The sequence below is a fragment of the Streptomyces sp. 12E genome, assembly GCF_055633275.1.
In genome coordinates this window covers 6962471-6988860 of sequence record NZ_JBVNCJ010000001.1, presented here as the reverse complement: position 1 = coordinate 6988860, position 26390 = coordinate 6962471, and the positions used below count along the sequence as shown (strand labels likewise).

The window sequence follows — 26390 nt, the reverse complement described above, 5'->3', positions numbered from 1 at the left end:
GCCCTGCGAACGGAGCGTCACCCAGCCGGGAGTCGGCGGCCGAGACGGAGCCGGACGCACTGATCGCTGCTCCCGCCGCGAGGGCCGGAGTCGAGGCAGCCGCTCCCAGAGGGTTGAGCAGTGCACGCCTCTCACACACGTGTCTTGGAATCCTGCGGGTCGGGGTCGCTCGTCAACGCCGTGCGGCGAGGAAGCGGTCGGCCGCCTCCAGGGGGGTGAGACCGTCCACGTTGATGAGGCTGTCGATCTCCTCCACGCCCTCGTTGCTCAGGTGCAGGGCGTCCAGCTCGGCGACGGCGGCGGGGTCGATCCGGTCCAGCGCCTCGTGCGTGACGACGGGGGCGGCGCCGTCGACGGTGCCGAGCAGCCCCTTCGGTTCGGCGAGGGTCCGCAGTCCGTGCAGCCGGTTCAGGTACTGGGGCCGCCACAGCGGGACGACGAACCACTCCCGGTCGGCGACACCCCGGTCGACACGGGCGACGAAGTCGATCTCGGTGCCCGGCATGAACCCGTATCCCGCCCGGTCCAGGCCGTACTCGCGGACCATCCGGGCGGAGAAGCGGCTGATGCCGGCCCCCGGGTTGATGCCCTGGATGGTGGTCGTCATCCGTTCCGCCACCTCGGGCCGGAGCAGGTCCGCCACCTCGCCGACCGCCTCCTCGGGCACGTACGGCGGTACCGCCCAGACACAGTACGGCTCGTAGTGCGGCGTCAGTACGCGGACGCGGTCGGTGTACCGGGAGAGGTAGATGTCATGGCTGGACGGCAGCCAGGCCGACACCAGGACGTCCACCGCGTCTTCTTCCTGGAGGCGAAACATGCGCTCGTGCGGTGCCTCGACACTGTGCACCTGATGGCCGTGCTTCTCCAGTATGCGGCAGGTGACCGCGGCGGCCGCCCGGTGGAAGGAGAGCGCGATGTTGCCCACGGTGACGATGGCATCGTTTCGGTACTCGGACATGGCAACCCTTCGACGATCCGGTGAGCGCGGGTGTGCGCGGCGCCCACGATCCTGTGCCGTCCCCAACTCATAAGTCCAAGACATGTTTTTCATGCGACCCATATGCTGAACACATGGCGACTTTGCGACAACTAGAGTATCTGGTGGCGATCGTGGACGCTGGCTCGTTCACGCGGGCCGCAGAGCGGCTGAACGTGACGCAGCCGGGGCTCTCCCACCAGTTCCTGGCTCTGGAACGGGAGGTCGGCGGCCCCCTGCTGGAACGTCTGCCCCGCGGGGTGCGGCTGACGTCCGCCGGACGGTCCATGCTCCCGCACGCCCGCGCCGCCCTCGCCGAGGCCGGCCGGGCCACGCTCTCCGCACGCCGCGCGGCGGGTGTGTCCACGGGCGAACTCCATCTGGCCACGCTGTACTCCGTCAGCGCCGGCGTGCTGCCCGCCGTCCTCGGCCTCTGGCGCAAGCGGCACCCGGGCGTCCGGGTCCGCCTGTTCGAGTACCGGAGCTCGGACGAGCTGGCCCAGGCCATGGTGGCCGGCGTCGCCGATCTCGCCGTGGGTCCGCTGCCCGACCGGTGGGAGGGCACCGCCCGGCATCTCGGCACCGAGGAGTTCGTGGTGGTCACCGCCGCCGACGACCCCCTGACCGGTCCAGGGACCGCGGCGCGCGTACGGCTGGCGGACCTCGCCGACCGGGCGTGGGTGCACTTCACCCCGGACAGCGGGCTCGCGCGGTTCCTCGACGACGCCTGCGCGCGGGCGGGCTTCCGGCCCCATGCCGCGGTCCGCACCGAACAGGCGGCGGCCGCCGTCGGGTACGCCGCCGGCGGTCTGGGGCCCACGCTGGTGCCGGCCAGCAGCGTCCCCCGCCACTTCCCGGAGGCAGTGCTGCGTCCGGACCCGCCGGTCACCCGGGTCCTGACCGGATACACCCGCACCAGCCCGGACTCCGTCGCCGCCTCCTTCCTGGACATGCTGGAGGAACACGCGGCCCTGATGCCCCGGCACGTGGCGCGGCGGCTGGGTCTGCGGCCCCGGACCTCCTGAAGGCCGGCCCACCGGGCGCCGCCCGCGCGGGGGACGGCGCCCGCCGGGCTCAGCTCGCGGAGAAGCGCGCGGTGATGATGGCGCGGGCCAGGGTGTGGCCCGAGAGGTTGAAGCCGAGGAAGGCCGGCGTGGCGCCCCGGTCAAGTCCGAGGGTCTCGACGTCCACGGCGTGCACGGCGATGTAGTAGACGTGCTCGCCGTGGCCGGCCGGCGGCGCGGCACCCAGGTAGCGCTTGAGCCCGGCGTCGTTGGCGAGCTGCCACGCCTTCTCCGGCAGGCCCTCGGCCGGGTCGTCACCGGCGCCGGCCGGCAGCTCGGTCACCGTCGCCGGGATGTCGGCGACGGCCCAGTGCCAGAAGCCGCTGCCCGTCGGCGCGGTGGGGTCGTAGACGGTGACGACGAAGCTCTTGGTCTCCGCCGGGAACCCGGACCAGGCGAGCTGCGGGGAGACGTCCTCGCCGCCGGCTCCGAAGATGCCGCTGGCCTGGGCGAGGGGAAGGACGTCGCCGTCGGCGAAGTCGGCGCTGGTGACGGTGAACGACGGTACCGTCGCGATGAGGTCGTAGGGGGTGGACATGACTGTTCCTTTCAGTGGCTTGCACCGGCCATCCTTGCGGCGGCACGGCTTCGGGTGATCTGTCGACCGACTGACGTGTGCCGCACGGTCATTCGGCCGTGAGCACGAGCTTCCCGGTGGTGGTGCGCCGCTCTCCCCGCCGGTGCACGGTGGCGGCGTCGGACAGCGGGTAGGTGCGGTCGAGCACGGGGGCGAGGTGTCCGGTCGCCGCCAGCCGGGCCACTTCCTGCAGGGCGGTGCGGTCCGGCTTCACGAGCATGGTCGCCACCCGCAGCCCGGTGCCGCGGCCGAGGCCGCGCGGGGCGTGGTGGGCGATGTCGACGAGGACGCCTCCGGGGCGCAGCAGCCGCAGGGACCGGGCGGCGTTGTCTCCTCCGCCCAGTTCGAGGATCGCGTCGAAGCCACCGGTGAGCGTCTCGACCGGCGTGGTCCGGTGATCGACGACCTCGTCCGCCCCGAGGCCCTTGACGACGTCGTGCTTCTCCGCGCGGGCGGTGCCGGTGACATGGGCGCCGAGCGACTTGGCGATCTGCACGGCGAGGTGTCCCACTCCCCCGGCCGCGGCGTGGATCAGGACGCGGTCCCCCGCGCGCACGGCCGCCTTGGCGGTCAGCGCGGTCCACGCGGTGAGTCCGGCCAGGGGCAGGGCGGCGGCGTGGACGAGGCCGAGCCGGGCGGGCACCAGGGCCAGGTCCCAGCCGACGGTGAACGGCGGCGGGCCCAGCCGCGCGGCCACTCCCCCACCCGCCCGGGTCTGCCAGTCGACCGGGTTCACCCCGGCCGCCCGGACCCGGACGAGTGCCTCGGCACGACCCGGTCCGAGGACGGGACGCTCGACGAGGGTGAGCACCTCCGGCCCGCCGAAGGTGTGCTGCGTGATGGCGCGCACGGCTCAGATCCCTTCGTACTGGGCGACGTACAGACCGGCGTTGTAGTCGGTGAGGAAGACCAGCCCGGTGTCGGTGACCGTCACGTCGGCGGTCTGCACGACCCGGGGGCGGCCGGGGCGAGGGTCGACCAAACAGCCGGGCGCTCCGGGCACGAACGCCCCGACCTCCAGCGGCCGGTAGGGGTCGGTGATGTCGACCGCCCGCAGGCCCGCGTTCTGGTGGGTGGCGAAGACGAGGTACTCCGACACGAAGGTGCCGGGCCGGTTCTCATGCAGGTTGTGCGGGCCGAAGTGCCCGCCCTTGGTGCCGTAGTCCTCCTCGGCCGGCTGCGGGAAGGTGGCGATGCTGACCGGGTTCGCGGGCTCCCGGATGTCGAACATCCACACGTGTTTCGTGCCGTCGGCGAGCCGGTCGGCGACCGCCTCGTCGGCGACCACGAGCAGCTCCCGGCCGGGTAGCGGCAGGGCCGTGTGGGTGCCGCCGCCGTAGGGCGGGGACCAGGTGCGGTGGGCGATGAGTCGGGGCGCCTCCCGGTCGCTGATGTCCAAAGGCGTCAGGCCGCCGTCCCGCCAGGAGGCGTAGGCCGTGTCCCCGTGGACGATGGCGTGGTGGAGGGCGTAGCGCCACTTCGCCGCGTCCCGGCCGGGTGTCTCACCGCCCGCGGTGTGCATGCCCGGGAGGGTGCCAGCGGCCCGCCCAGCGCGGGCGGACCGGGTCGGCCAGGTCGATTACGGCGAAGACGTAGTCGGTGTAGCCGTCGGGCAGGACGGAGGCGTAGGCCCAGCGGCCGCCCGTGTACCAGAGCCGGTGCACGCCGATGCCGTCGACGGGGAGGAAGGAGACGCGCCGCGGCCGGGCGGGGTCGGCGATGTCGTAAACGGCCACGCCCGCGCTCCAGGTGCGGGCGGTGCCGACCAGCCTGCTGCCGACCGAGCCGGCGTAGTACTGGGACTCGTCGCGGAACTCGGCCCACAGGTCCTTGGCGTGGACGACCAGCAGCAGGTCGTCCGCGGCCTGGAGGTGGATGTTCCACGTGCCGGGCGGCGCGGGTTCGAAGCGGCGCACGGGCAGGTCGCGGGGGCTGCGCGCGTCGAGCACCGAGAACCCGCCGGAGAAGAGGTGGCCGACGTAGACGTGGTCGCAGTGGTACTGCACCTGCATGGCGTCCGGTCGCCCGCCCTGGTCGGATTGCCCGACCGGCACGAACCCCCGGCTGAGCACCGGTGCGGGAGTGGCGGCGGCCACGGTCACAGCACGGTCAGGGCGGCCGCGGCGACCTTGTGGTCCTCGTCCGGTGTGCCGCCGCCGACCCCGATGGCACCGACGACGACTCCGTCCTGGACCACCGGGACGCCGCCCGCGACGAAGGCGAGCGGGTGCCGGGTACCCGCCTCGATGCCGTACAGCGGGGCCCCCGGCTGGACTTCGGGCGCCAGGTCACGGGTGGCGCGGGCGAAGAGCACCGCCGTACGGGCCTTGCTCCGGCTGGTCTCGACGGCGGCGAGGGCCGCGCCGTCCATCCGCGCGGCGGCGATCAGGTGGGCTCCGGCGTCGACGACGGTGACGGTGACGGTGAACGGGACGCCCAGTTCGGCGGCCTTGTCCTTGCCGGCCTGGACGGCCCGTTCCGCGGCGGACAACGTGATCACTGGTGGCTCCTGGTGAGGTCGGGGCGGGACGCCGGTCGCCGTCCACGGCGCTGCTCCCTGGACGGCGGCCGGCGCATGCAGTGTGACCCGGAGCCGTGGACACACGTATCCGTCGGATGACTGCCCGGTGTGCCCCGGTGACCATGCGCCCGGAGGGTGCGGTCAGCCGTCCGCCGCAGTGCGGACGGCGGCTGCCACGGGTGTGCCACCCGCGACCAGGTCCAGCGTCAGGCCGGCGGTGCGCGGTTCGTCGAGCAGCGCCAGCAGGACGGCGGCCACGTCGTCCCGGGTCACGCTGCCCTCGGGGGTCGAGGGGCCCAGCGTCACGTGTCCGGTGCCCGGCTCGTCGGTGAGGCGTCCGGGCCGCAGGATCGTCCACCCCAGCGACGCGTGGGCCCGGACGTGGTCGTCGGCCTGCGCTTTGGCCCTCAGGTAGGCGGCGAACACCGGGTCGGTGCCGGCCGGAGGGCTGCTGCCCACCCCTTTCCCCGAGATCATCAGGAAGCGGCCAGTGCCGGCGGCCAGCGCGGCGTCGGCGAGGAGCACAGCCGCCCCGCGGTCGACGGTGTCCTTGCGTTCTGCTCCGCTGCCCGGCCCGGCGCCGGCGGCGAAGACCACTGCGTCGGCGTCGCGGAGACGGGCCGCGACCTCCGCCACCGACGCCGACTCCAGGTCGCAGAGCACGGGTTCCGCGCCGGCCGCCCGCAGGTCGCCCGTCTGCTCGGGACGGCGTACCAGCCCCACCACCGTGTCGCCGCGCTCCGCCAGGAGCCGTTCCAGCCGCAGGGCCACCTGCCCGTGCCCGCCCGCGATGACCACCCGCATGTCCTCTGTCCTTTCGTCTGTGGCGTCCGACGTCCGATGTCGGTGTGCCCGTGTGCCGGTGTGCGCGCCGCTCAGCGCAGGAAGTCCCGTACGTCCCGCGCGAACTCCTCGTGGTGCTGGAAGAGAAACCCGTGGCCCGAGTCCGGGTAGACCTTCACCCGGGCCCGGGGCAGCAGTCCGCCCAGCAGATGGGCCGCGCTCGACGGGATCACGCGGTCGTTGTCGCCACCGGCCACGAACGTGGGGTGGGTGACCGCCGAGAGCCGCTCCAGGGCGGCGGGGTCGGGGACGCCCCATTCGACCACCGCCTCGTACTGCGCCGCCCGGACCTCCGGCGGAACCGGCAGGTCCCGGTCCTCCTCACGCTCGATGTACCGGCCGACGAAGCCCAGGCCGCTGCGCTGGCTCGTCTCGGTGTGGTTGAAGAACGCGTACAGGTAGTCCTGGATGTTGAGTCGGTCGACGCCGGTGTGGGCCATGATGTCCTCGGGGTATCCCTCGATGCCGGGGCCCCCGCGTGGTGCGGTGGCCGCGAGGACCAGCCGGCGGACCGCGGACGGGCGCAGCAGCGCCACCTCCTGTGCGGTGAAGCCCCCCATGGAGTAGCCGAGGACGTCCGCCTGCCTCAGGCCGAGGGCGTCCATGAAGGCGAGGGTGTCCCGGGCCAGGTCGCGCACAGTGCGGCACGCCTGTCCGGTGCTGAGTCCCACCCCGGCGTTGTCCAGGGTGATGACGTCGCGTTCGGCGGCCAGCGCGTCGATGAGCGCCGGGTCCCAGCCGTCGAGTGTGCCCCGGTAGTGCTGGAGCAGGAGCAGCGGCGGCGACGGGGGACCGGCCGCGCCGGTGCGGCGGTAGGCGTACCGCACACCGCTCGCGGCTTCGATCACCTGGTTCGGGGCGTCGACATACATCTCGGATCCTCATCATGGGGGGGCGCGACGGCTCCGAGTGTGCCGTTGCCGGCTGCGGCGGCCATCGGGCATTTGACCGTAGACCGTCCGCGCCGGTGTCCCCAGCGACCGCGTCAGCGGGGCGGCAGCAGGCCGCAGGCCAGCGCGTCCCAGTCGACCAGCCGGCTCTCGCCGCCTCTGGGTACGAGGTCGTACGTCCGCTCCAGCCACGCCCGGATCGGAGCCAGCTCGGTCATGAACGCGGCCGAGGCGTCGGTCCGCTCCAGGCGCAGGTACAGGAACGGCGTGTCGTCGTGCCGCCGGGAGGGCCAGATCTTGACGTCCGCCTCGCCGCTGAGCCCTTCGGTCCCCTGCATCAGCAGCTCGCGCCCGACGACCCAGGAGATCCGCGGTGCCGACGGCGTCATGAGGTCGAGCCGCACGGAGAAGGGGGCCGCCGGGTCGAAGGTGAACCGGCAGGACACCGAGGCGTTCGCCGCCGGCGCGAACAGGTTGTGGAGGGTGACGTCGAGCGTCAGGGGGCCGGCCCCCTCGGTGCCGCGTGCCCACGACTGCTGACTCATAGGTCCGTTCCTTTGCGCTACTCATCGGAACCCCGTCTGCCGGGACAGCCTGCCCGGGGTGCCGCAACTCGGTGAGCCATCGGCCCACGAGAGTGTCCCTGAGCGCAGTGGAAAAAAAGTGGAAGCCCGGAATCAGGCTGCACGGGCGGACCGGCGGTACCTCCGCCGCGCGGCGGCACGGCGCATGACCCGGCGCTCCTGCTCGCTGAGACCTCCCCAGACACCGCTGTCCTCCCCTTCGCTCAGCGCCCACTCCCGGCAGGCCCGGGTCAGCGGGCACCGTCCGCAGATGCGCTTTGCCTGCGCGGTCTGGACGGCCGCGGATCCCGCCTCACCCACCGGGAAGAACAGCTCCGGGTCCACGGTGCGGCACAGCGCCTCCTCCCAGATCGGTCGCGCGAGCGCGCTCCTCACGGCAGCCGCCGCGCGAGCCGTGCCATGGTGGTCATCATCCGTCCTCCTCGGACGCCGGAATACGATCCTGTGCGGGCCCACTGTGCGGTGCGGGGGCCGGGTCGGCATCGGTCGTCCGACTGCCCCGTGACCCACGGGTGTCAGGTGTCGGGCGCACGACGACCGCCGGCGGCTACCCCGTCTCCTCTGGCCATACATGTGCAAAGAGGTAGGATGCGAGCCTGCCCGGCGCGGCAGTACTGATGGTGAGTGGCCACAGGCCACTGCACATCCAGAAGCTCCGAAGAGTAGGTACGTGTACGTGATCGGGCGCGAATCGCAAGTCGAGCGGCTGTCCGCTCTCCTCGAGGCGGCACGCGAAGGGCACGGGTCCTCGGCCCTGGTGTACGGCGAAGCGGGGATCGGCAAGAGCAGTCTCGTCTCCGCGGTCGTCGACACCGCGTCCGCGTCGGGCTTCCAGGTGCTCTCCTGCCACGGGGTCCGCGGCACCGGCACGGTGGGCTACGAGGGACTGCACGAACTGCTGCTGCCCCTCCTCGACCGCGTGGACGCCCTGTCACCGCGTCAGCGGACCGCCCTGAACGTGGCCTTCGGCGCCGAAGGGGAGCCGGCCGACCGGCTGGTCACGGGGCTCGCCGCGTTCGGGCTGCTGGAGGAGGCGGCGGCGCACGGACCCCTCGTGGTGCTGGTCGAGGATCTGCACTGGCTCGACGTGTCCACGGCCGACATCGTCACCTTCCTCGCCGCCCGCATGAGCGTCATGCCGGCGCTGCTGCTGGCCACCAGTCGCGCCGATCGCATCTACCCCGACCGCAGTCCCCGCTTCCGGCACCAGGTGCCGCTGGCCCCGCTCGGCCGGGAGGACTCCTTGCGGCTGCTCGCCCAGCACGCGCCCGCGCTGACGGAGCCGCAGCGGCAGCGGCTGGTCGAGCGGGCGATGGGCAACCCGCTCGCCCTGACCGAGTGGTCGGCCAGCCCGTCCCACCTCGACGGCGCGCCGAGCGCCGAGCGCGGCCGGGTACCGATGGGCAAACGCCTGGAGGACTCGTTCCTCGCGGAGGTCGCCCTGCTCCCGCCGGCCACGCGGCGAGCGCTCCTCGTCGCCGCCGCGGGGCAGGACTCCAGCAGCCACGAAGTGCTGACCGCGGCCCGCGGCCTGGGCCTGGAGCAGAGCGACTTCGCGCCGGCCGAGAAGTTCGGGCTGATCACGCTCAGCGACGGCTCCTTCCGGTTCCGCCACCCACTGGTGGGCTCGGCGGTGTACGACAACGCCGACTCCGACATGCGCTCCCGGGTGCACACCGAGCTGGCGGCGGTCGTCGTCGATCCGGCGCGTGCCGTCCAGCACCGGGCCGCGGCGGTCACCGGCTGGAATGAGAACGTCGCCGCCGAGCTGGAGCGGCTCGCCGTGGCGACCGGGCGGCGCGGTGCGCGGACCGAGGCGGCCGCCGCCTGGCGGCGCGCGGTCACGCTGACGCCGGTGCCGAGGGAACGGGCCCGGCGCACGGTGATGGCGGCGGAGGCCGCGCGGCAGGCGGGTGCCACGGCCGAGGCCGTCGCCCTGCTCGCCGAGGCGAGGCCGCCCGCCGAGGACGAGGCGTCGGTCATGCAGCTCGCCCGCACCGAGTGGATGCTCGCCAGCACCAGTACGACGCTCCCGGACCGGGGCGGTGACGAGCTGGTCGCACTGTCACGGGCCCTGAGCGACCCGGACGACCGGGTCGAGGTCCTCACCTGGGCAGCGGTACGCGGCTATACCCGGCAGGACCTCTCCGCCGAGGTCACGGCGGTGGTCACCGAGGAGCTGCGACGCCCCGGCATCGCCAGCACCGAGCGGCAGCGGCTGCTGCGGAGCATCGCGCTGGCCCTGGTCGGCTCGGCCGACCGGCTGCCCTCCGTGGAGGAGGCGCTGTCGGTGCTGCGGCCGCAGGTGCGCGAGACCGACGCGACGCTGATGAACTGTCTCGCGTTCGCCTTCGAGGACGCCCACGACCTCGAAGGCGCCGAACGCGTGTGGAGCGCCGAGGTCGACCTGTTCCACCGGTCGGCACGGACGAGCGACGAGACGGTGGCCCTGGCCGGGCGCGGCACGGTACGCATGAACGCCCAGGCGGTCGCCGCCGGCCTCGCCGACTGCGAGCAGGCCCTGCGGCTCAGCGGTGACCTCGGTCTGTCGGTCGTCGGGGCGATCTGTGCGGCGAGCATCGCCCTCGCGCGCGCGTGGCGCGGTGAGGACGCTCTCGCGGCCACCGCCCTCGCGACCTCCGCGGAGCTGTCCGGGCCCGCCCCCTTCGCCAGGGTCGCCGCCATCGCCTCCTGGGCCTCGGCCGAGCTGGCGGCGAACGAGGGCCGCCCCGAGGACGCGGTCGTCCACCTGCTGCGCAGCGTGGAGCACCCGCCCATCGGCCTGTGGGCGGGCGGTAGTCTGGCCGACGCGGCCGTACGGGCGGGGCGTCCGGAGGCCCTGGACGGCTGGCTCGGCATGGCAACGGCCGCCCTCGCGTCCGGCGGCTCCGACCACCTCGCGATGCTGGTCGAACGGACCCGGGCGCTGTTGTCACCCGACGGCGGGGCGCGCGACCACTTCGAGCGGGCCATAGCGCACGGCGAGCGCACCTCCGCGGTCCTGGACCTCGCCAGGACCCGGTTGTTCTTCGGTGAGTGGCTGCGGCGCGAACGCCACATCACGGAGGCCCGTGGCCACCTTGCCGCGGCCCTGCACGTCTTCGAGTCGCACCACACGACGCCACTCGCCCGGCGGACGGCACGGGAGCTGGGTGCCGCCGGCAGCGTCCGGCCGACCCGGTCGCCGCGCGCCGTCGCCGCCGACGCGGTGCTCACCGCCCAGGAACTGCACGTCGCCCGGCTGGCCGCCGAGGGGTACTCGAACAAGCAGATAGCCGACCAGTTGTACCTCTCGCACCGCACCGTCGGGGCACACCTGTACAGCGCCTACGCCAAGTTGCAGATCAACCGGCGGGCGCAGCTCCCGGCCGCCCTCGCGGGCACACCCGACTGACCGAGCCCGCTCCGGGGCGGGTCCTTCGGGGGCAAGGCGAATCACGGTCGAATTACCTAGGGCGCTTTTCAGCCTCCTTTCCTAGGTTGGGACACGTTCCGTCCCATGCGTCCGTCGGCCCACGGCGGGCCGCGCACGACACACGTGTGACCACGCGTGCGGGATCGGGCGGACAATCGTCTCGTTCCCGAGGAGGCTGACATGAGGCCAGTCGTATGCGCCGGCAGTGCGCCGCGTCCCGTCCGCGAGGTCGCGCTGCGGACGGCGGAACACCCGCGCGGCCGGGACCACGTGCTCACAGCGGTACGCGCGGCCCTGGCCGGCGCCGGTGACCGGCACGGCACGGCACTGGCCGTCCGAGGCGAGGGCGGCAGCGGCAGGAGCACGCTGCTGCGCTGGGCGGCCGGGGCCGCCGCCGACGCCGGTGGGCAGGTGCTGCGGGTTGCCCCCCGCGCCGAGGGCGGTACGTCGGCGTACTCCGCGCTCCGCTCGCTGACGGTCCCGCTGTCCGCCGCGTCCGGCGCCTTGCCGGGCTCGGTCCGCGCGGCGCTACCCGACGCGCTGCGCAGGCATGCCGGCGGCGGTGACGAGACGTCCGTCTGCTCGGCGTTGTGGCGGACGCTGGCCGCCGCCGCTCAGCGGCGTCCCGTGCTGCTCACCGTGGACGACTGGCAGTGGCTCGACCCCGCCTCCGCCAGGGCCCTGGCGTTCGTGGCCCGCCGGCTCGACGGGACCCGGGTGCTGCTGCTGGCCGCTTCCGACGGGCAGGGCCCGGTCCCGTCCGCGGACTGGGGCGCGGCCGAGCTGTCGCTGCCCGCGCTCGGTGAGGAGGCCGCCCGGGAGGTGCTGGCGGGCCGTCACCCGCGGCTGGCCGCCGACACCGTGGCCGCCGTCCTCGCCGTGGCGGAGGGCAACCCGCGTGCCCTGGTGGACCTGCCCACGGCGCTCACCCCCGACCAGCGGGCGGGCCGGGCGGCACTGCCGGACCCCCTGCTGCCGGGAGCGGCCCTGGAGCGCTGCCTCGGCCGGCGGTTCCGCGCGCTGCCCGACGGCACCCGTGCCCTGCTGGCCGCGCTGGCCCTCCTGGAGGAGGACGCCGAGGCCGGGGACGTCGCGTGGCTGGCCGGCACACTCGGGCACGACCTCGACGCCCTCGTCCCGGCCGAGGAGGCAGGGCTCGTCTCCTCGGACCGGACGCCCCGCTTCGTCCGCCGGGTCCACCGGTGCCTGGCCCACGCCACCGCGCCGGCCGCCGTGCGGCGGCGGGCGGGCCGCGCGTGGGCCGAGCTGGCCCTGACCCGGCTCGGCGGCGGACCGGCCGGCCCCCGCCCCGACGGCCCGACCACGCCCGACGAGGCGCCACCGGACCCCGGCGAGGCCGGACCGCACCACGAGGACGCGGCCCGGCTGGAGGCGCTCGGCCACGCGGCCGTGGCGGGCCGGCGCTGGTCCACGGCGATCAGGGCGTTCCGGATGGCCGGTGACCTCAGCCCGGCTTCTTGGGAGCGCTCCCGCCTGCACGCGGCCGCAGCGTCCGCCGCCCTGTGCGACGGCCGGCCGCGGCTGGCGCTGACCCTGACCCGGGGACCGGGCGCCCGCCCGGTCGGGACCACGGCGCAGGCAGTGCGCGCCGTCCGGGCCGCCGCGCTGTTCGACGCCGCCTTCCACGCGGACGACAGCTTCCGCGACCTCTCCGCCGCGCTGGAGGCGGGACCGGTCGCCGGCGCCGACGCGCGGGACCGGGCCGCGTTCCAGCTGTCGGCCCTGACGTCCCTCACCCACGACCCCGCCCCTGCCAGGACGGCGCTGGACGCGCTGCCGGATGACGCCGGCGATGCCCTGCGCATCGCCGTGACCGCCCGGTTGGACCCGGTGTCCCGGGCACAGGAGATCCGGGAGGGGCTCGCCGGCGCGGCCGAGCGGGCCCTGCGGACACCCGGCGCCGGGCCCCGGGAGCTGACCTGGCTCGCGGACGCCGCGTGGCAGGTCGATGACCCGGCGTCGAGCGGCCGGCTGCTGTCCGCCGCCCTGCAACGGTCGGGCACCGAGCGCGGACACCTCCCTCACTGCCGGGAGCTGCGGGCCGAACTCCTGACCGCCGAAGGGCGCTGGGAGGAACTGCGCGACCTGGTGACGCGGTGGTCGGCCGAGGGCGGTGCCGGCCTGCCCGACCGGCATGCCATCGCCCTGAAGTCCCAGCTGTTGCTGGTCTGCGCGTACCAGGGACGCCGGGAGGAGGCGTGGGAGCTGGCGCGGGAGGTCCGGCGATGGGCCCGTGACCGCCGCTCGGCCCACCACGCGGGCCTGGCCGCGTACGCCGCGCTCCTGCTGGCCCAGGCCGATGACACGGAGCCGGCGGACGGTGCCGACTGGCCGGCCGACGCCGATCCGTGCCGGGACGCGGTCACCCGGCAGGCCCATGCCGTCCTCGTGCGCGGTGCCCTGCTGCGGAACGACCCCGAGGCGGCCCGCACGCACCAGGCGCGCGCGCAGCGGGCCGGGCTGACGCGCTTCTCCGACGGTACGACCCTGCTGGTACGGCACGGCCGGGCGCTGCTGGCCGCGTACACCGACGAGCCCGACACCGCCGAGCTGTTCGGCCTGGCCGAGGACGCGGCGACGGCGTCGGCCCGCCCGTTCGACCGCGCGCTACTGGCCCTGGACCACGGCAGGTGGCTGCGCCGCCGGCGGCACCCCGCGGCGGCACGCACCCGCCTGCGCACCGCCTACGAGACCTTCGGCCGGCTCGGGGCGGCGCCCTGGCAGGACCGGGCCCGCACCGAACTGCGGGCCATCGGGGCTCCCCCGCCGGGCACGGCGCGGACCGCCACCGCGGCGGGCCAGGCGCTGTCGGCACACGAGCGGCGCATCGTCCGCATGGCGGCCTCCGGCCTGTCCAACCGGGAGATCGCGGAGCGGCTGCTGGTATCGCCGCGAACGGTCGCCTCACACCTGTACAAGGTCTTCCCCCGACTGGGCATCAGCTCGCGCCGGGAACTCCAGGACGCCCTGCTCGGCGGCGGTGACACTCTGTGACGCCGGACGACGCGGCGGTGCCGCACCCCTTGTTCGGCCGCGGTGCGGAACTCGCCGCGATCGGGGCGTTCCTGGAGCGGCCGGGTGAGTCGGGCGGCGTCCTCACGGTCCACGGCGAGCTGGGCAGCGGCAAGTCCGCGCTGCTCCGGGAGGTCCGGCGCGCTGCCGAGGCCCGGGGCCAAACCGTCGTCCCCCTCCAGGGACACCGCAGCGAGGCCGGGCTGCTCGGTGCCGGCCTCACCCAGCTCCTACCGGTCCCGGCCTGCGGTCCGGACGCGAGGAGCGTCGCCGCCGAGGCGCTCGGCCGGCACACCCGCGCCGGGCGGCCCCTGCTGGTGGTCCTGGACGACGCGCAGTGGTTCGACGGTCCCTCGCTCGATGCCCTGCTCACGGCCTGCCGCGGGACCGCCGGCACGGCGCTGCTCATGGCGAGCCGCCCGGTGCCGCACGGGGACGCGCGGCATGTGTCCGGGCCCGCGCCGGACCTGGTCCTCGGCCCGCTCGCCGGAACCGACGCCGAGCGGCTGCTGCGCCGGTACGGCCCGGACGTGCCGCCCCTGCTGGCGCGCCGGGTGCTCCGGGAGACCGGGGGCAATCCGGCCGGACTGGTCTCCGTCACCGAACTGCTCGCCTCCGCCGCCCCACAGGCCGAGGCGCTGCTCGCCCCGCGGCTCCCGCTCGGCGACGCCCTGCACACGCGGGTGACCAGCCTGCTGGCCGGCGTGCCGGAACCCGTGCGGGACGTCCTGCTGCTGGCCGCCGTGGCGGACACCGGTCGGCCGGAGTTGCTGCGGGAGGCCGCCCGCGCCGTGGACCCGGCAGGCCGCGCCCTGGACGCGGCCGAGGCTCGTGGCCTGCTCCTGACGGAGTCCGGAACGGTCCGCTTCGGCCATCCGCTGCTGCGCTCCGCGGTGTACTGGGAGGCGTCCCGGGCCCGGCGGCGGCGTGCGCACCTGGCGCTGGCCGGACGGGACGAACCGGGCGCGTACCAGCGAGCGCTGCACCGGGCCCTCGCCTACACCGCCCCGGACGAGGCCACGGCCCGCGAGCTGGAGGGCAGTGTGCCCGAGGATCTTCCCGAGGCCGCCGCGGCGCACGAACTGGCCGCCGACCTGAGTCCGCGGTCCGCGAACCGGGCCCGCGGACTGGTCCGGGCCGCCTGGGCGGCCCAGGTACGAGACCAGACGGGGGAAGTGCGGCGGCTCGTGGCCCGTATCACCGCCCTCTCCGCCGGCCGGTGCCCCGAGACCGCCGCGGCTGTCGCCGCGCTCGGCTCGCCGGGGACCGCCGGTGAACCAACCCTGCCCTGGCCGCCGTTCCCGCCGTCGGCCGCCGGACCCGCCCGCGGCGGCCCGTCCGCCCCGCGCGCGTCTGACGCCCGGCCGTCGGACCCGCTCACCGACCGGTGCCCCGTCCTGCTGTCCGCGCTGTGCTGGACCGACCGGACAGCCCACGCCGACCGGGGCAGGGCTCTGCTGGCGACGGCAGGTGCCGCGCTCGCGCGGGGGCGGTTCCCGCTGGAACCGCTCCGTGACGCCGCGCTGGTCTCGGTGGCGACGGCGCTGGACGACCCGCTCGCCGCCGAACGCCTGGGCGGGGCCGTGCTGGACTCGCTCACCGGCCCCGGGTTCTTCGGTACCGCCCGGGCTGTCCTGGCCCACCGCCAGCTCGCCCGGCTGCACCTCGGTGACCGGGAGGGTGTGCTGCGGGACGGCGACACCGGCGAGCGCTGGAGCCGAGCGGCGGACGATCCACACGCCGCCGCCGTCTTCCGGTGCGGTGTGGCGCAGGTGCGGGCGTGGGAGGGCGCGGAGAAAGGGCATGCGGCGCTCACCGACGGCATACTGGCCTTCGCGCTGCCCCGCGGTCTTCCCCTGCTAGCGTCCAGGGCCCGCTGGGCGAGGGGCTCGATGGCGCTCGCGCACGGCCGGCCGGAGGACGCCTACGAGGAGCTGCGGATGCTGTCCGACCCCGGCGGTGACGCGCGGCACCCGGTGGTGGCCGCCTGGGCGCTGGGCGATCTGGTCGCCGCCGCGGTCGCCTCCCGCAGGGGGGACGCCGTACGGGACCGGGTGCGGTGGGCGGCCGAGGTCAACCGGTCGCTGCGGTCGGCTCCGCTGGAGCATCTGCTGGCCCGGTCGCTGGCGCTGCTCGGCGAGGGCGACGCGCCCGAAAAGCACTTCACCCGGGCGCTGGCCGTACCGGGAACCGGTGCGCTGCGGTACGAACGGGCCCGTACGCGGCTGGCGTTCGGGGAGTGGCTGCGGCGACGGCGGCGGGTGCTGGAGGCGCGGGACCAGTTGCAGCGAGCCCGTGACGCCTTCGCGTCGGCCGGTGCGGCGGTGTGGGTGCGGCGGGCCGATTCCGAGCTGCTGGCCGCCGGGGACGCGACGGCGGGGGGCCCGCGGCGGGGCGCGGCCGGGTTGGGGCTGACGCCGCGTGAGGCGGAGGTCGCCTGGCTGGCCGCGCAGGGGCTGAGCAACCAGGGCATCGGGTGGCAGCTCGGGCTGACCCACCGGACGGTCGCCAGTCACCTGTCGCGCGTGTTCGCGAAAGCCGGGGTGACGTCCCGCAAGCAGCTCCCGGCAGTGCTGGGGATCTGACCCGGACCTCGGCGCACACGCGGGCCGGCGGCGGACCGGGTCGGTCCGCCGCCGGCGGGTCACCGACCACCTGACGTGTCCTCGGCTCCAGGGCCGGGGTCAGGCCGTCGCGGTGACTACTCCTTCCAGTCGGGAAGCGTCATGTGCGGTCACCTCCTTCCGGATCGACGTGCCCTCGGCAGGTGTCCGTCACGCGTCCGCGTGTCCCGCCTGGGGAAGTGCGCGGGCCAGCACGAAGTACTTGCGGTGCAGCTCCCGGTCGGCCTGTTCCGTCAGCTCTCCGTCGTACAGGCCGTAGATGTGCTCCACGGCGAAACCGTGGGCGGTGAGCAGTGTGAGCAGTTCCGTCACCCGCTGCGGCGTGAACCAGTGAAGCCGGGCCCGCTCCTGGACGCGGGACCACGTGTCCGCCCGCCGGTGGCCGTGAGGAGGTCCACGGTCCGCTCGGTCGTGTGCTCGGCCGGGTCGGCGGACCGGCCTCGCGTGAGGACCACCATCGCGTCCGTCTCGTCGATGGGCCGTGCCGCCGCGCGGTCCTGGAACCCCGCGGTCGGCAGGTCTGACAGGAACAGGCCACCGGTCCGCAGGGAGCGCCGTACGCCCGGGAAGACCCGCGCCAGTTCTTCCTCACCGGGCAGGTAGGCCAGCGGTTCGCCCATGGTGACGACCGCGTCGAAGGTGCCGAGCGCGGGCAGCGAACGGGCGTCGGCCGTCACGAAGACCACCTGGTCGGCGCCGTCCTTGTGCCGCGCGGCCCCGATCATCTCCGGCAACAGGTCGACCCCGGTGACGGTGAAGCCCAGCCGGGCCAGTTCGAGAGCGGACCTGCCCGTCCCGCACCCCACGTCGAGCAGTCGGCGGCCGGGCACGCCGTGCTTCTCCAGGAGGTCGCGGTAGAGCCGGGCCCACCTCGTGTAGTCCTGGACCTAGGTCATCGCGTCGTAGTGCGCGCCGATCGCGCGGTAGAGACTCTGGGCCGAGTCGTTGGAAGCATCCGAGTGCACGGCGTCCCTCGCACATCTGTCGTCCGGTGGGTGTCCCGTCGTCCGGGGCACCACTGTGCCGCGGCTGTGTGGAACGTCGATGGAACGCGTGTGGACGGGCCCGGCGCGGGAGCGGACGCCGGCGGGTTCAGCCGAGGCCGGCGCGGGCGGCCAGGCCGGCGGCCATGGTGCGGGCGGCCTGCGTGAGGCGGGGCAGGAAGTCGACCACCGCGTGGGCGAGACGTGGCTCCTCGGCGTACAGCCGGGCGAGGGCCTCTGGCGGGGTGGAGATCTGCCAGAGGGAGCCGGCGAGCAGGCTGACCGTGCTGACGAGGTCCCGGGTGGCGGCCTGGTCCAGGACCGGCTGGAAGGCGGAGCCGGTGTCCGCCATGTCGTCCAGGGCGCCGAGGGCGGCCAGCTTGTAGGTCAGGACCGCGTCGGCCGAGACATGCCGTTCCAGGTGGAGCGGGGCGTGGGCCAGGAGGTCGCAGAGCAGGGGCTGCTCCACGACCGTACGGGCGAGGGTCGCGGCCAGTTCGTCGGGGGTGCCGTCGGTGCGCCCGCCGAGCGCGTCCGCCAGCGCGGCGGCCCACCGGGTCCAGCACTCGGCGGTCAGGCGCAGGTAGATCTCCTCGCGGGTCTCGACGTAACGCAGTACCGCGGACTTGTTGATGCCGGCCCGGCCGGCGATGTCGGTGAGTGTCACCTCGCGAACGCCCTTCTCCAGGGCCAGCGAGCGCGCCGCGTCGACGATCGAGGCAAGCCGCAGTTCCTTGTGCTCCGGCCTGCGGGCGCGTCGTACGTGAGGAGGCAGCTTGTCCATGGCCCCAGATTAACAGAACAGCGTTCTCTTGACTTAGAGAACGCTGTTGCCTTAAGTTTTCGGCATGACCGATTACGAGAAGCTGTACATCGGCGGTCGCTGGACCGAGCCCGCCAAGAAGGAACTGTTGGAGGTCCGCTCCCCGCACGACCGGTCCCTGGTCGGCCGGGCCGCCGAGGCCACCGAACCCGACGTGGACCTCGCCGTGGCCACCGCCCGCGAGGCCTTCGACCACGGACCCTGGCCCCGGCTGGCCCCGGCCGCCCGGCAGGAGGTCATCGCCCGTTTCAACGCCCTGTACGCCGAGCGCGCCGAGGAGATAGCCGACCTCACCACCGCGGAGAACGGCAGCGCCCGCTGGTTCACCGGCTGGACCGCCGCCGCACTGCCCGAGCAGACCGACGCCTATCTGCGGGCCGCCGCGGCCCTGCCGTGGGAGGAGGAGCTGCCGCGGACCGAGGGCAGCACGGCCCGCACCCTGGTGCACCGCGAACCGGTGGGCGTGGTCGCGGCCGTCATCCCTTGGAACGCCCCGCACCAGTCGGCGCTCACCAAGCTCGTCCCCGCACTGCTGGCGGGCTGCACCGTGGTGCTGAAGACCTCACCGGAGAACGCGCTGGTCACCCTGCTGCTGGGGGAGATCTTCAGCGCGGCGGGTGTGCCGGAGGGCGTGGTCAGCATCCTGCCGGCCGACCGCCGCACCAGTGAGTACCTCATCTCCCACCCCGGCATCGACAAGATCGCCTTCACCGGATCCACGGGCGCCGGACGCACCATCGCGGCGATCGCCGGACGGCAGCTCAAGCGGGTCAGCCTCGAACTCGGCGGCAAGTCCGCCGCCATCGTCCTGGAGGACGCCGACCTCGACGCGATGGCGGAAGGGCTGAAGTTCCTCTCCTTCGCGAACAACGGCGAGGCCTGCGTCGCGCACACCCGGATCCTGGTGCACCGCAGCCGCTACGACGAGGCGGTGGCCCGGCTGAAGGAACTGGTCGAGTCGCTGACCGTCGGCGACCCGGCCGACCCGGACACCTTCATCGGGCCGATGGTCCGGGCCGACCAGCAGGAGCGCGTCCGGTCCTACATCGAGACCGGCATCCGCGAGGGCGCCCGGCTGGTCACCGGTGGCCCCGAGGTACCGGCCGGTCTGGAGGGCGGCTACTACGTCACCCCGACCCTCTTCGCCAACGTCGACAACTCCATGCGCATCGCCCAGGAGGAAATCTTCGGCCCGGTCCTCGTGGTCATCCCGTTCGAGGACGACGAGGACGCCGTTCGCATCGCCAACGACTCCCCGTACGGTCTCGGCGGCGGGGTCTGGACGGCCGACGCGGCACGGGCCCTGGCCATCGCCCGGCGCATCCGCACCGGCACCTTCTCCGTCAACGGAGCGCCGCCCTCCCTCGACGGCCCCTTCGGCGGGTTCAAGGACAGCGGCATCGGCCGGGAGTTCGGCACGGCCGGGCTGACCCAATACATCGAGTACAAGACGATCTCCGTCTGACCGGTCCCCCATACACACAGCGCGGCGGAGCCGGGCGTGCCCGATCGGGCACGCCCGGCTCCGCCGCGGCAGACGGGAGCAACACCGTGCACACCTCACACGTCACCCTCGGCGCCGGCGGCCTGCGCGTCGGCCCCATCGGCCTCGGCTGCATGGGCATGTCCCAGTTCTACGGACCCGCCGACCGCGCGGGATCGATCGCCACCGTGCGGCTCGCCCTCGACTTGGGCGTGAACCTCCTCGACACCGCCGACGTCTACGGTGCCGTCGGTGCGGCGGCGGACACCAACGGGTTCGGCCACAACGAGACACTGCTCGGCGAGGCGCTCCGGGGCCGCCGGGACCTGGCCGTGATCGCCACCAAGTTCGGCGCACGGCCCTCGGGCGACGGCCGGGTGGTCTACGACGGCACCCCCGCGTACGTCCGCTCGGCCTGCGAAGCCAGCCTGCGCCGGCTCGGCACCGACCACATCGACCTGTACTACTACCACCGGCTCGACCCGGCCGTCCCAGTCGAGGAGACCGTCGGCGCCATGGCCGAACTGGTCGCGGAGGGAAAGGTCACGGCGCTCGGGCTGAGCAACGCCGGCCCCGACGAGCTGCGCCGGGCGGCCCGTACCGCACCCATCTCCGCCCTGCAGAGCGAGTACTCCCTGTGGGAGAGGGGGGTGGAGGACGAAATCCTTCCGCTCTGCCGGAAACTGGGCATCGCACTGGTGCCGTACAGCCCGCTCGGCCGGGCCGCGCTGACCGGCCGGGTCGGTCCCGGCACCCGCCTGGACGGCGACGACTTCCGCAGCACCCTGCCGAAGTTCTCGCCCGGCAACCTGCCGCACAACCTGCGGCTGGTGGACGGACTGAAGCAGTTCGCCCGAGAGCGGGAGGTCACCCCCGGACAGGTCGCCCTGGCCTGGCTGCTGGCCCAGCCGTACGCCGTCGTACCGGTCCCGGGCACGAAACGGGCGGAGTTCCTGCGGGAGAACGCCGCGGCGGCGGACGTCACCCTGGAGGCTGGCGAGGTCGCCGCGCTCGGCGCGCTGTTCGCGCCGGGGCGCGTGCGCGGCGGCCAGTACGGCGAACTGCCCGTGTCCGGGCGGTAGGTCCACTCGGCGGGCGCCGGCTCACGCCTCCGGGTCCGGCGACGGGGCCAGCGCTCGTCCACCGACGGCCTTCCAGTGCAGGAAGGAACTGAGCCAGGCCGTGAGGAAGAGGGCGCCGATCAGGTAGCCGACGGTGTTGAGGTCGATGCCAACCAGCCAGGGCAGGGCCCGGCCTAGGGCGGGGACGCCGTCGGCCAGCAGCGTCACCAGGTTCACGGCGGCGACCAGGAGGGCCGCGGCGGCTGAGAGGCCGGTGGTGGTGAGGTTGTAGTGGATGCGGCGCAGCGGGTGGACGAACGCCCACCGGTACGCGGCCGACATGAAGGCGCCGTCGAGGGTGTCGAAGAGCGTCATCCCGCAGGTGAACAGGAGCGGGAGGAGCATCAGCGCCCACCAGGGGACGCCGGAGGCGGCACCCGCGCCGGACATGACGAGCAGGGACACTTCGGTGGCCGTGTCGAAGCCCAGGCCGAAGAGCAGGCCGAGCGGGAACAGGTGCCAGGGACGCGTGGTCGACGCGGTCAGCCGGCGCAGCAGGCGCGAGAGCAGTCCCCGGTCGTCCAGTACCTCGTCCAGGCGCGCCTCGTCGTGCTCGCCCCGGCGCGCGGACCGGTACAGGGCCGCTATGCGGCGCAGGGCCAGCAGGTTGAGGACGCCCAGCAGCAACAGGAAGGCCGTGGACACGGACGTGCCGAGCACGCCCAGGACCTGGTGGGCGGCGGAGGAGTCGTCGGTCAGCCGGGAGGCCATGCGGGCCCCCAGGGCGGTCAGCAGGCTGAGCAGCACGACCACCGAGGAGTGGCCCAGGGCGAACCAGAAGCCGAGGTGGGCCGAGGGCCGCCCCTCGGCCAGGAACCGGCGGGTGGTGTTGTCGATGGCCGCGATGTGGTCGGCGTCGAAGGCGTGCCGGACGCCGAGCATGTACGCCGTCAGGCCGAGGCCAGTGCCGAAGACTTGGGCGCCGACGGAGAAGCGGTGCCCGGACACGGCGCCGGCCAGCGCGGCGAAGGCGGCGACGGTGACGGCGACGATCGCGGAGACCAGCAGGATTGTGCTCCGGTGGGTCGTGGGCGTCCGGGCGGACCGGGTGGCCGTCTCAGTCCGTGGCACGGGACCCCCAGGGCTGGACCTGGACCGAGTAGGAGGCGCCCAACCGCTTGGCCCGGAAGCCCAAGGCCCGCATGATGTCCAGCAGCGCACACGTCATGAGGCCCTCGACGTGGGTGACGCGCGGGTCCAGCGGAGTGTACGCCGCCTCGTGCGGGGCCCAGCTGATGAGGAGTGACCCCGGCCCGTAGTGCTCGGGGCAGGAGCGGATCTCCACTCCTCCTGTCAGGGCGCCTCCGGTCGGGGTGTCGGCCTGGATGCCGAAGCCCGCGCGCAGCAGGGCGTGGACGAGGTCGGGTGCCAGTTCCACGTCGTGGAGGTCGAGGGTGGTGACGATGTGGCGCGCCTGCCGGCGCAGGGTTTCGTCGGTGTGGTCGGGGACGGCAGTCGCGGGGCTGTTAAGGGTGTGGGGCATGGGATCACCGGGAGGAAGTGGGAACGCGGTGCCGCGAGCGCGGCGGGCGCAGGTGGTAGCGGTGGATGTCGTGGGCGCAGCAAACCCGGTGGGTCCAGGCCCGGGGGGCGCCCAGGAGGGTCGGTACGGAGGCGGCCACTGCGGCTCCGGCCAGGGGCGCCAGCATGTAGGCCCAGAACAGGTGGTAGTCGCCCGAGACGACGTGTGGGCCGAAGTTGCGCACCGGGTTGAAGCTGGCCCCGGTTCGGGAGCCGGTGGACGTGATCAGCGCCGCGACGACGGCGCCGAGCACCCAGGGTGTGGAGCGCGGCCGGGGCCGGCTGGTCATGGCGGCCAGGACCCACAGCAGGACGGCGGTGCTGAGGAGTTCACCAAGGACCACCGCGACGGGGCCGTCCCAGCCAGTGCCGGGCTGGATCAGCCCGTAGCGCACCTCGGTGACCCGCTCTCCCCAGAGCGTCCGGGCAAGCAGCACCCCGAGGACGGAACCGGTCAACTGGAAGACGCCGTAGGCGATCAGGTCGGCGACGCCGAGAGCGCCGCGAAGGGCCATGAAGAGGGTGATCGCCGGGTTGAGGTGGGCGCCGGACTCCTTGCCGGGCGGGGTGAGGGCGAACACCGCCACCGCGCCGCCCACCGAGACGCCGACGACGGCCAGGCGCGGCAGGAGCGGCCACGAGGAGAGGTAGGCGCCGTCGGCCCGCATGGTGAGGGAGACCGCGGTGAGCGCCGCCAGCACGAGCCAGGCCGAGCCCAGCGCCTCCGCGAGGTACGAGGACAGCGGCCGGCCCCGGACCACCCACCGCGCGGCGGGCGAGGCGGGCGGGCCGTGGGTGTCCGCCGCCGTGGGGTCGTCCGGCCGCCGGCGGAACCCGGTCACGGCAGCCTGGGCGTGGTGACGCCGATCATCGTGTCCCGGGTGACGAGGGCGGCGAGTTCCTCCTCGCCCAGGCCCTCGGTCCCGGCGGGGCGCATCGGCAGGACCAGGTAGCGCATGTTGGCGTTGCTGTCGTGGACGCGGATGGTCACGTCCTGGGGCACGTCCGTGCCGAACTCCCGCAGCAACGAACGCGGTTCGCGGACGGCGCGGGCCCGGTAGGGGCGGCTCTTGTACCAGTCCGGGGGCAGACCGAGCACGGGACGCGGGTAACACGAGCAGAGGGTGCACACCACGAGGTTGTGCACCTCGGGTGTCTGCTCCAGCACGATCAGCCGGGTGCCGTCGTAGTTGTCGATGCCGAACTCCTCGATGGCGGCGGTGCCGTCGGCGAGCAGGCGTTCCTTGAAGTCGGGGTCGGTCCAGGCGCGGGCGACCAGGGCGGAGCCGAGGGCGGGCCGGTGCGCGTCGAGCTTCTCGACCATGGCGCGTACCTCGTCCGCGGTGATCAGGCCCTTGTCGACGAGGAGTTCGCGGATGGCCTGGTGCAGGACGTCGAAGTAGTCGGGTTCCTCGGCGGCCGTCTCGATGGGGGCGTGCGGGTCCGGGGCGCCGTGCGTGTGGTCGCCGTGGTCGACGATGCCGGTCTCGTGGGCGTTCGTCATCGACGTCATCGTCCTTCCGCGCCGGAGCGGTCGTCGACCTGCTCCAGCCAGTGCTCGTAGATCTCCAGTTCCAGGACGTCGTCCGCCGGCCCGTCGTAGTCGGGCCAGAGCGCCGACTGCTCGATGCGGACCCGGTACAGGCGGACCTCGCCGCCCTCGTTGACGCCGTACGCCTCCCGCTCGGGGTTGAGGAAGCGGGGCAGGACGCGCTCGATCCGGCCCTCCTTGCCGCGGACGTAGACCGGGGTGCGGACATGGCCCGGAGCGTCGCGATCGGCGATGCGGACCCTCTGGTCCGGCACGAAGCGGGTGCTCATGCGGCGGCCTCCGTGAGCCGGTCCCGGATCTCGTTCATCCTGGCGCCCAGTTCCTCCGAGGTGATGACGCCCTTCTCGATCAGCACCTTGGACGCGGAGACGGCCCACCGCTCGTAGTAGGTGAGTTCGCCGATGATCTCGGCCCCGAGGTCCTCCACTCCCCGGCGCTTCTCCTCGGTGTTGACGAGCTTGTGCGCGGCGAGGACGTTGAGCAGCGCGTGGCAGCTCTTCTCGAAGGGCGTCATCTCGTGGTCGGACGGGACGACCGGTCCGGCCGGCAGCCCGCCCAGATCGTGTGCGGGGCGCACGATCATGTCGCGTTTGGTGGCCACTGCTCCTCCTTGACGGGTGGGTTCTATCGTGTTTGCCGGGAATAGCTTGCGGGCGAGGGGTGTTGCCGGGCATCCGTCAAACGACTACCGATCCCGGACGAGACATGTGTGAGTGGGAGAGGTGTGCCGTTGCGCCGTCCCCGGACCGCCCGCCGCCGCCTGCCCGGTGGTGTCCGGCCGGGGGCGCGGACACCGGCCCGCGAGGCCGTACGTCGGGTGACGGATGGTCCCGCCGCCGGACCGCGTGATCCTGGCGGGGACCCACTCGGGTCCTTACGGAAAGGCATGTCATGACACAGGATCAGGTGGCCGGCCGGCACATCTTCGTCGATCTGGGACGGCTCACCCTGGAGATGCGGTTCCAGGCCGGCGGGCGGATGACCTTCACCGTCGTCGAGGGCGGGGATCTGGTACCGAACGGCCACACGGAGACCGTGGACATCACCTCCGCGGAGATCCGTCCCGAGGTGTTCCTGACCTCGTGGAAGGAGGAGTCCGGTGCCACCATCACGCACCTGGAGGACTTCGAACGCGGCCGGGTCCACTCTCGCATCACTCTGCCGGACGGCACCCCGCTCGCCCTGACCGGAACCATCGAGGTCCTGGTCTGAAGGCCGTACCGCAGCTTCCCCCGTCATCAACCAGCAGGAGGTTCCTGTCATGTCATCCGTCCGCGCGGTCCTGGTGGACCAGCCGGCCGGTGCCCTGCGCACCGGCCGGCGCGACCTCCCCGACCCCGGCCCCTTCGACGTACGTGTCACCGTCGAGGCGTGCGGGGTGTGCCACACCGATTCGCTGATGGTCGAGGGGCTGGTGCCCGGCCTGGCCCACCCGGTGACCCCGGGCCACGAGATAGCCGGCCGGATCGACGCCGTCGGCGCGTACGCGACCGGCTGGCAGGTCGGTGACCGGGTCGCCGTAGGCTGGTTCGGTGGCCACTGCGGCCACTGCGTGCCCTGCCGCCGGGGCGACTTCATCCACTGCACCGAACTCAAGGTCCCCGGCTGGGCCTACCCGGGCGGCTACGGCGAAGCCCTGAACGTCCCCGCCAACGCCCTGGCCCGGATTCCGGACGGGATCAGCGCGGTGGACGCGGCTCCCCTGGCCTGCGCGGGGGTGACCACCTTCAACGCCCTGCGCCGCTCGGGCGCGGGGCCGGGCGACCTGGTGGCGATCCTCGGGCTGGGCGGACTGGGGCACCTGGGTGTGCAGTTCGCGGTCCGGATGGGGTTCGAGACGGTGGTCATCGCGCGGGGCGCGGAGAAGCGGGCGCTCGCCGAGGAGCTGGGCGCGCACCACTACATCGACTCCACGGCCCAGGAGATGAGCCCCGCCCTGCAGGCGCTCGGCGGGGTGCGCGCGGTGCTCGCCACGGCGGGCAACTCGGAGACGATGTCGGCGGCCGTCGACGGTCTGGGGCCGGACGGTGAACTGGTCGTCCTGGGCGTCGACCCGGAACCGATGCGGATCGGCCCGCTGCAGCTGATCGACCTGTCGAAGAGAATCTCCGGCCTGCCCAGCGGCACCGCGGCCGACATCGAGGACACCCTGCGGTTCGCCGCGCTGACCGGGGTCAGGCCGCATGTCGAGGAGATGCCGCTGGAACGGGCGGCCGAGGCGTACGCGCGCATGATGGACAACCGGGCCCGTTTCCGCATGGTGCTCATCACCGGCGCCTGAGCACGGGACACACGCGACCGGCGGCCGTACCGGGCACCTGGGGGTGCCCGGTACGGCCGCCGGTCGTCATGCTGCCAGGTCGTCGTGCTGCCGGGT

At 73.9% G+C, this 26390-nt stretch carries 26 protein-coding genes and 1 pseudogene; 8 read left to right on the top strand and 19 right to left on the bottom strand.

What is annotated here, in order from left to right; genetic code table 11:
• Positions 1–172 precede the first annotated feature (172 nt).
• Entirely contained in the window at positions 173–961 is a 789-nt protein-coding gene (locus tag ACZ8ZB_RS32145; protein WP_470741087.1) for a glycine betaine ABC transporter substrate-binding protein, read from the bottom strand.
• Positions 962–1074: 113 nt separating this feature from the next.
• Here ACZ8ZB_RS32145 and ACZ8ZB_RS32140 point away from each other — a divergent pair, with 113 nt between their 5' ends.
• Positions 1075–2004 carry a LysR family transcriptional regulator gene (locus tag ACZ8ZB_RS32140; protein ID WP_470741086.1) on the top strand — a complete coding sequence of 310 codons (930 nt, stop codon included), beginning with the start codon at positions 1075–1077 and terminating at the stop codon, positions 2002–2004.
• 49 nt (positions 2005–2053) lie between these two features.
• Here the strand turns inward: ACZ8ZB_RS32140 and ACZ8ZB_RS32135 are convergent, their stop codons facing one another.
• From ACZ8ZB_RS32135 to ACZ8ZB_RS32095, 9 genes are all read right to left on the bottom strand, one after another.
• Positions 2054–2581 (bottom strand): YbhB/YbcL family Raf kinase inhibitor-like protein, encoded by a 528-nt coding sequence (locus ACZ8ZB_RS32135; RefSeq protein WP_470741085.1) that lies wholly within the window; start codon positions 2579–2581, stop codon positions 2054–2056.
• Positions 2582–2669: 88 nt separating this feature from the next.
• Positions 2670–3470 (bottom strand): NADP-dependent oxidoreductase, encoded by an 801-nt coding sequence (locus ACZ8ZB_RS32130; protein WP_470741084.1) that lies wholly within the window; start codon positions 3468–3470, stop codon positions 2670–2672.
• A gap of 3 nt (positions 3471–3473) precedes the next feature.
• Positions 3474–4142, bottom strand: a complete 669-nt coding sequence (locus tag ACZ8ZB_RS32125) for an LVIVD repeat-containing protein (protein WP_470741083.1) — start codon at positions 4140–4142, stop codon at positions 3474–3476.
• Positions 4123–4716, bottom strand: coding sequence for an LVIVD repeat-containing protein (locus ACZ8ZB_RS32120; RefSeq protein ID WP_470741082.1), 594 nt, complete (start codon positions 4714–4716; stop codon positions 4123–4125). The genes ACZ8ZB_RS32125 and ACZ8ZB_RS32120 overlap by 20 nt, the downstream gene beginning before the upstream one ends.
• A 2-nt stretch (positions 4717–4718) precedes the next feature.
• On the bottom strand, positions 4719–5120 hold the full coding sequence (locus tag ACZ8ZB_RS32115) for a GlcG/HbpS family heme-binding protein (protein WP_470741081.1): 402 nt from the start codon (positions 5118–5120) through the stop codon (positions 4719–4721).
• 162 nt (positions 5121–5282) lie between these two features.
• Complete coding sequence (locus ACZ8ZB_RS32110; protein WP_470741080.1) at positions 5283–5945, bottom strand: NAD(P)H-binding protein; 663 nt, start codon at positions 5943–5945, stop codon at positions 5283–5285.
• Between the two features lie 71 nt (positions 5946–6016).
• The gene (locus ACZ8ZB_RS32105) at positions 6017–6856 is read right to left on the bottom strand and encodes an alpha/beta fold hydrolase (RefSeq protein ID WP_470741079.1); all 840 of its coding nucleotides are present in this window, start codon (positions 6854–6856) and stop codon (positions 6017–6019) included.
• Between the two features lie 113 nt (positions 6857–6969).
• Positions 6970–7419, bottom strand: a complete 450-nt coding sequence (locus ACZ8ZB_RS32100) for an SsgA family sporulation/cell division regulator (RefSeq protein WP_470741078.1) — start codon at positions 7417–7419, stop codon at positions 6970–6972.
• Positions 7420–7551: 132 nt separating this feature from the next.
• Positions 7552–7833 carry a WhiB family transcriptional regulator gene (locus ACZ8ZB_RS32095; protein WP_437004263.1) on the bottom strand — a complete coding sequence of 94 codons (282 nt, stop codon included), beginning with the start codon at positions 7831–7833 and terminating at the stop codon, positions 7552–7554.
• A gap of 301 nt (positions 7834–8134) precedes the next feature.
• Between ACZ8ZB_RS32095 and ACZ8ZB_RS32090 the strand changes: the two genes are divergently transcribed.
• The 3 genes from ACZ8ZB_RS32090 to ACZ8ZB_RS32080 all read left to right on the top strand — a co-directional run bounded on the left by ACZ8ZB_RS32090 (position 8135) and on the right by ACZ8ZB_RS32080 (position 16491).
• Positions 8135–10852: an ATP-binding protein gene (locus ACZ8ZB_RS32090; RefSeq protein WP_470741077.1), complete on the top strand. Its 2718-nt coding sequence runs from the start codon at positions 8135–8137 to the stop codon at positions 10850–10852.
• Between the two features lie 201 nt (positions 10853–11053).
• A complete protein-coding gene (locus ACZ8ZB_RS32085; protein ID WP_470741076.1) occupies positions 11054–13888 on the top strand; it encodes a helix-turn-helix transcriptional regulator in 2835 nt (944 codons plus the stop codon).
• Positions 13885–16491 carry an AAA family ATPase gene (locus ACZ8ZB_RS32080; RefSeq protein WP_470741075.1) on the top strand — a complete coding sequence of 869 codons (2607 nt, stop codon included), beginning with the start codon at positions 13885–13887 and terminating at the stop codon, positions 16489–16491. The genes ACZ8ZB_RS32085 and ACZ8ZB_RS32080 overlap by 4 nt, the downstream gene beginning before the upstream one ends.
• Before the next feature lie 189 nt (positions 16492–16680).
• On the opposite strand, the gene ACZ8ZB_RS32075 is transcribed toward ACZ8ZB_RS32080, so the two are convergent.
• From ACZ8ZB_RS32075 to ACZ8ZB_RS32065, 3 genes and pseudogenes are all read right to left on the bottom strand, one after another.
• Positions 16681–16842, bottom strand: coding sequence for a hypothetical protein (locus tag ACZ8ZB_RS32075; protein WP_470741074.1), 162 nt, complete (start codon positions 16840–16842; stop codon positions 16681–16683).
• Positions 16839–17393, bottom strand: a pseudogene (locus ACZ8ZB_RS32070) (class I SAM-dependent methyltransferase); the annotation flags it as partial. The gene ACZ8ZB_RS32075 and the pseudogene ACZ8ZB_RS32070, both read right to left, overlap by 4 nt.
• 229 nt (positions 17394–17622) lie before the next feature.
• Positions 17623–18297, bottom strand: a complete 675-nt coding sequence (locus ACZ8ZB_RS32065) for a TetR/AcrR family transcriptional regulator (RefSeq protein WP_470741073.1) — start codon at positions 18295–18297, stop codon at positions 17623–17625.
• A 64-nt stretch (positions 18298–18361) separates the two neighbouring features.
• Between ACZ8ZB_RS32065 and ACZ8ZB_RS32060 the strand changes: the two genes are divergently transcribed.
• Both ACZ8ZB_RS32060 and ACZ8ZB_RS32055 read left to right on the top strand, forming a co-directional pair.
• Entirely contained in the window at positions 18362–19801 is a 1440-nt protein-coding gene (locus ACZ8ZB_RS32060; protein WP_470741072.1) for an aldehyde dehydrogenase, read from the top strand.
• An 86-nt stretch (positions 19802–19887) separates the two neighbouring features.
• Positions 19888–20901 carry an aldo/keto reductase gene (locus ACZ8ZB_RS32055; RefSeq protein WP_470741071.1) on the top strand — a complete coding sequence of 338 codons (1014 nt, stop codon included), beginning with the start codon at positions 19888–19890 and terminating at the stop codon, positions 20899–20901.
• Between the two features lie 21 nt (positions 20902–20922).
• On the opposite strand, the gene ACZ8ZB_RS32050 is transcribed toward ACZ8ZB_RS32055, so the two are convergent.
• From ACZ8ZB_RS32050 to ACZ8ZB_RS32025, 6 genes are read right to left on the bottom strand one after another with little or no spacing between them, the layout of a single operon-like run.
• Positions 20923–22011 (bottom strand): HoxN/HupN/NixA family nickel/cobalt transporter, encoded by a 1089-nt coding sequence (locus ACZ8ZB_RS32050; protein ID WP_106411667.1) that lies wholly within the window; start codon positions 22009–22011, stop codon positions 20923–20925.
• Complete coding sequence (locus ACZ8ZB_RS32045) at positions 21998–22423, bottom strand: hypothetical protein (RefSeq protein WP_470741070.1); 426 nt, start codon at positions 22421–22423, stop codon at positions 21998–22000. The genes ACZ8ZB_RS32050 and ACZ8ZB_RS32045 overlap by 14 nt, the downstream gene beginning before the upstream one ends.
• A gap of 4 nt (positions 22424–22427) precedes the next feature.
• Positions 22428–23303 (bottom strand): MIP/aquaporin family protein, encoded by an 876-nt coding sequence (locus ACZ8ZB_RS32040; protein WP_470741069.1) that lies wholly within the window; start codon positions 23301–23303, stop codon positions 22428–22430.
• A complete protein-coding gene (gene nthA / locus ACZ8ZB_RS32035) occupies positions 23300–23965 on the bottom strand; it encodes a nitrile hydratase subunit alpha (protein WP_470741068.1) in 666 nt (221 codons plus the stop codon). Before nthA ends, ACZ8ZB_RS32040 begins: the two co-directional genes overlap by 4 nt.
• Positions 23966–23970: 5 nt before the next feature.
• Positions 23971–24282 (bottom strand): SH3-like domain-containing protein, encoded by a 312-nt coding sequence (locus ACZ8ZB_RS32030; protein WP_190205773.1) that lies wholly within the window; start codon positions 24280–24282, stop codon positions 23971–23973.
• Positions 24279–24614: a nitrile hydratase gene (locus ACZ8ZB_RS32025; protein ID WP_359338844.1), complete on the bottom strand. Its 336-nt coding sequence runs from the start codon at positions 24612–24614 to the stop codon at positions 24279–24281. Before ACZ8ZB_RS32025 ends, ACZ8ZB_RS32030 begins: the two co-directional genes overlap by 4 nt.
• A 290-nt stretch (positions 24615–24904) precedes the next feature.
• On the opposite strand from ACZ8ZB_RS32025, the gene ACZ8ZB_RS32020 reads away from it, so the two are divergent.
• Positions 24905–25225, top strand: a complete 321-nt coding sequence (locus ACZ8ZB_RS32020; protein WP_470741067.1) for a MoaF-related domain-containing protein — start codon at positions 24905–24907, stop codon at positions 25223–25225.
• Positions 25226–25274: 49 nt separating this feature from the next.
• Entirely contained in the window at positions 25275–26294 is a 1020-nt protein-coding gene (locus tag ACZ8ZB_RS32015; RefSeq protein WP_470741066.1) for an alcohol dehydrogenase catalytic domain-containing protein, read from the top strand.
• The last annotated feature ends 96 nt before the right edge of the window (positions 26295–26390 follow it).

What these genes read in the sequence shown, in the direction of transcription:
- ACZ8ZB_RS32015 (WP_470741066.1), top strand. Translation starts at nt 25,275, where the DNA reads ATGTCATCCGTCCGCGCGGTCCTGGTGGACCAGCCGGCCGGTGCCCTG.
- ACZ8ZB_RS32135 (WP_470741085.1), bottom strand. Translation starts at nt 2,581, where the DNA reads ATGTCCACCCCCTACGACCTCATCGCGACGGTACCGTCGTTCACCGTC.
- ACZ8ZB_RS32110 (WP_470741080.1), bottom strand. Translation starts at nt 5,945, where the DNA reads ATGCGGGTGGTCATCGCGGGCGGGCACGGGCAGGTGGCCCTGCGGCTG.
- ACZ8ZB_RS32045 (WP_470741070.1), bottom strand. Translation starts at nt 22,423, where the DNA reads ATGCCCCACACCCTTAACAGCCCCGCGACTGCCGTCCCCGACCACACC.
- ACZ8ZB_RS32030 (WP_190205773.1), bottom strand. Translation starts at nt 24,282, where the DNA reads ATGAGCACCCGCTTCGTGCCGGACCAGAGGGTCCGCATCGCCGATCGC.
- ACZ8ZB_RS32100 (WP_470741078.1), bottom strand. Translation starts at nt 7,419, where the DNA reads ATGAGTCAGCAGTCGTGGGCACGCGGCACCGAGGGGGCCGGCCCCCTG.
- ACZ8ZB_RS32145 (WP_470741087.1), bottom strand. Translation starts at nt 961, where the DNA reads ATGTCCGAGTACCGAAACGATGCCATCGTCACCGTGGGCAACATCGCG.
- ACZ8ZB_RS32060 (WP_470741072.1), top strand. Translation starts at nt 18,362, where the DNA reads ATGACCGATTACGAGAAGCTGTACATCGGCGGTCGCTGGACCGAGCCC.
- ACZ8ZB_RS32105 (WP_470741079.1), bottom strand. Translation starts at nt 6,856, where the DNA reads ATGTATGTCGACGCCCCGAACCAGGTGATCGAAGCCGCGAGCGGTGTG.
- ACZ8ZB_RS32065 (WP_470741073.1), bottom strand. Translation starts at nt 18,297, where the DNA reads ATGGACAAGCTGCCTCCTCACGTACGACGCGCCCGCAGGCCGGAGCAC.
- ACZ8ZB_RS32125 (WP_470741083.1), bottom strand. Translation starts at nt 4,142, where the DNA reads ATGCACACCGCGGGCGGTGAGACACCCGGCCGGGACGCGGCGAAGTGG.
- ACZ8ZB_RS32020 (WP_470741067.1), top strand. Translation starts at nt 24,905, where the DNA reads ATGACACAGGATCAGGTGGCCGGCCGGCACATCTTCGTCGATCTGGGA.
- ACZ8ZB_RS32140 (WP_470741086.1), top strand. Translation starts at nt 1,075, where the DNA reads ATGGCGACTTTGCGACAACTAGAGTATCTGGTGGCGATCGTGGACGCT.
- ACZ8ZB_RS32085 (WP_470741076.1), top strand. Translation starts at nt 11,054, where the DNA reads ATGAGGCCAGTCGTATGCGCCGGCAGTGCGCCGCGTCCCGTCCGCGAG.
- nthA (WP_470741068.1), bottom strand. Translation starts at nt 23,965, where the DNA reads ATGACGAACGCCCACGAGACCGGCATCGTCGACCACGGCGACCACACG.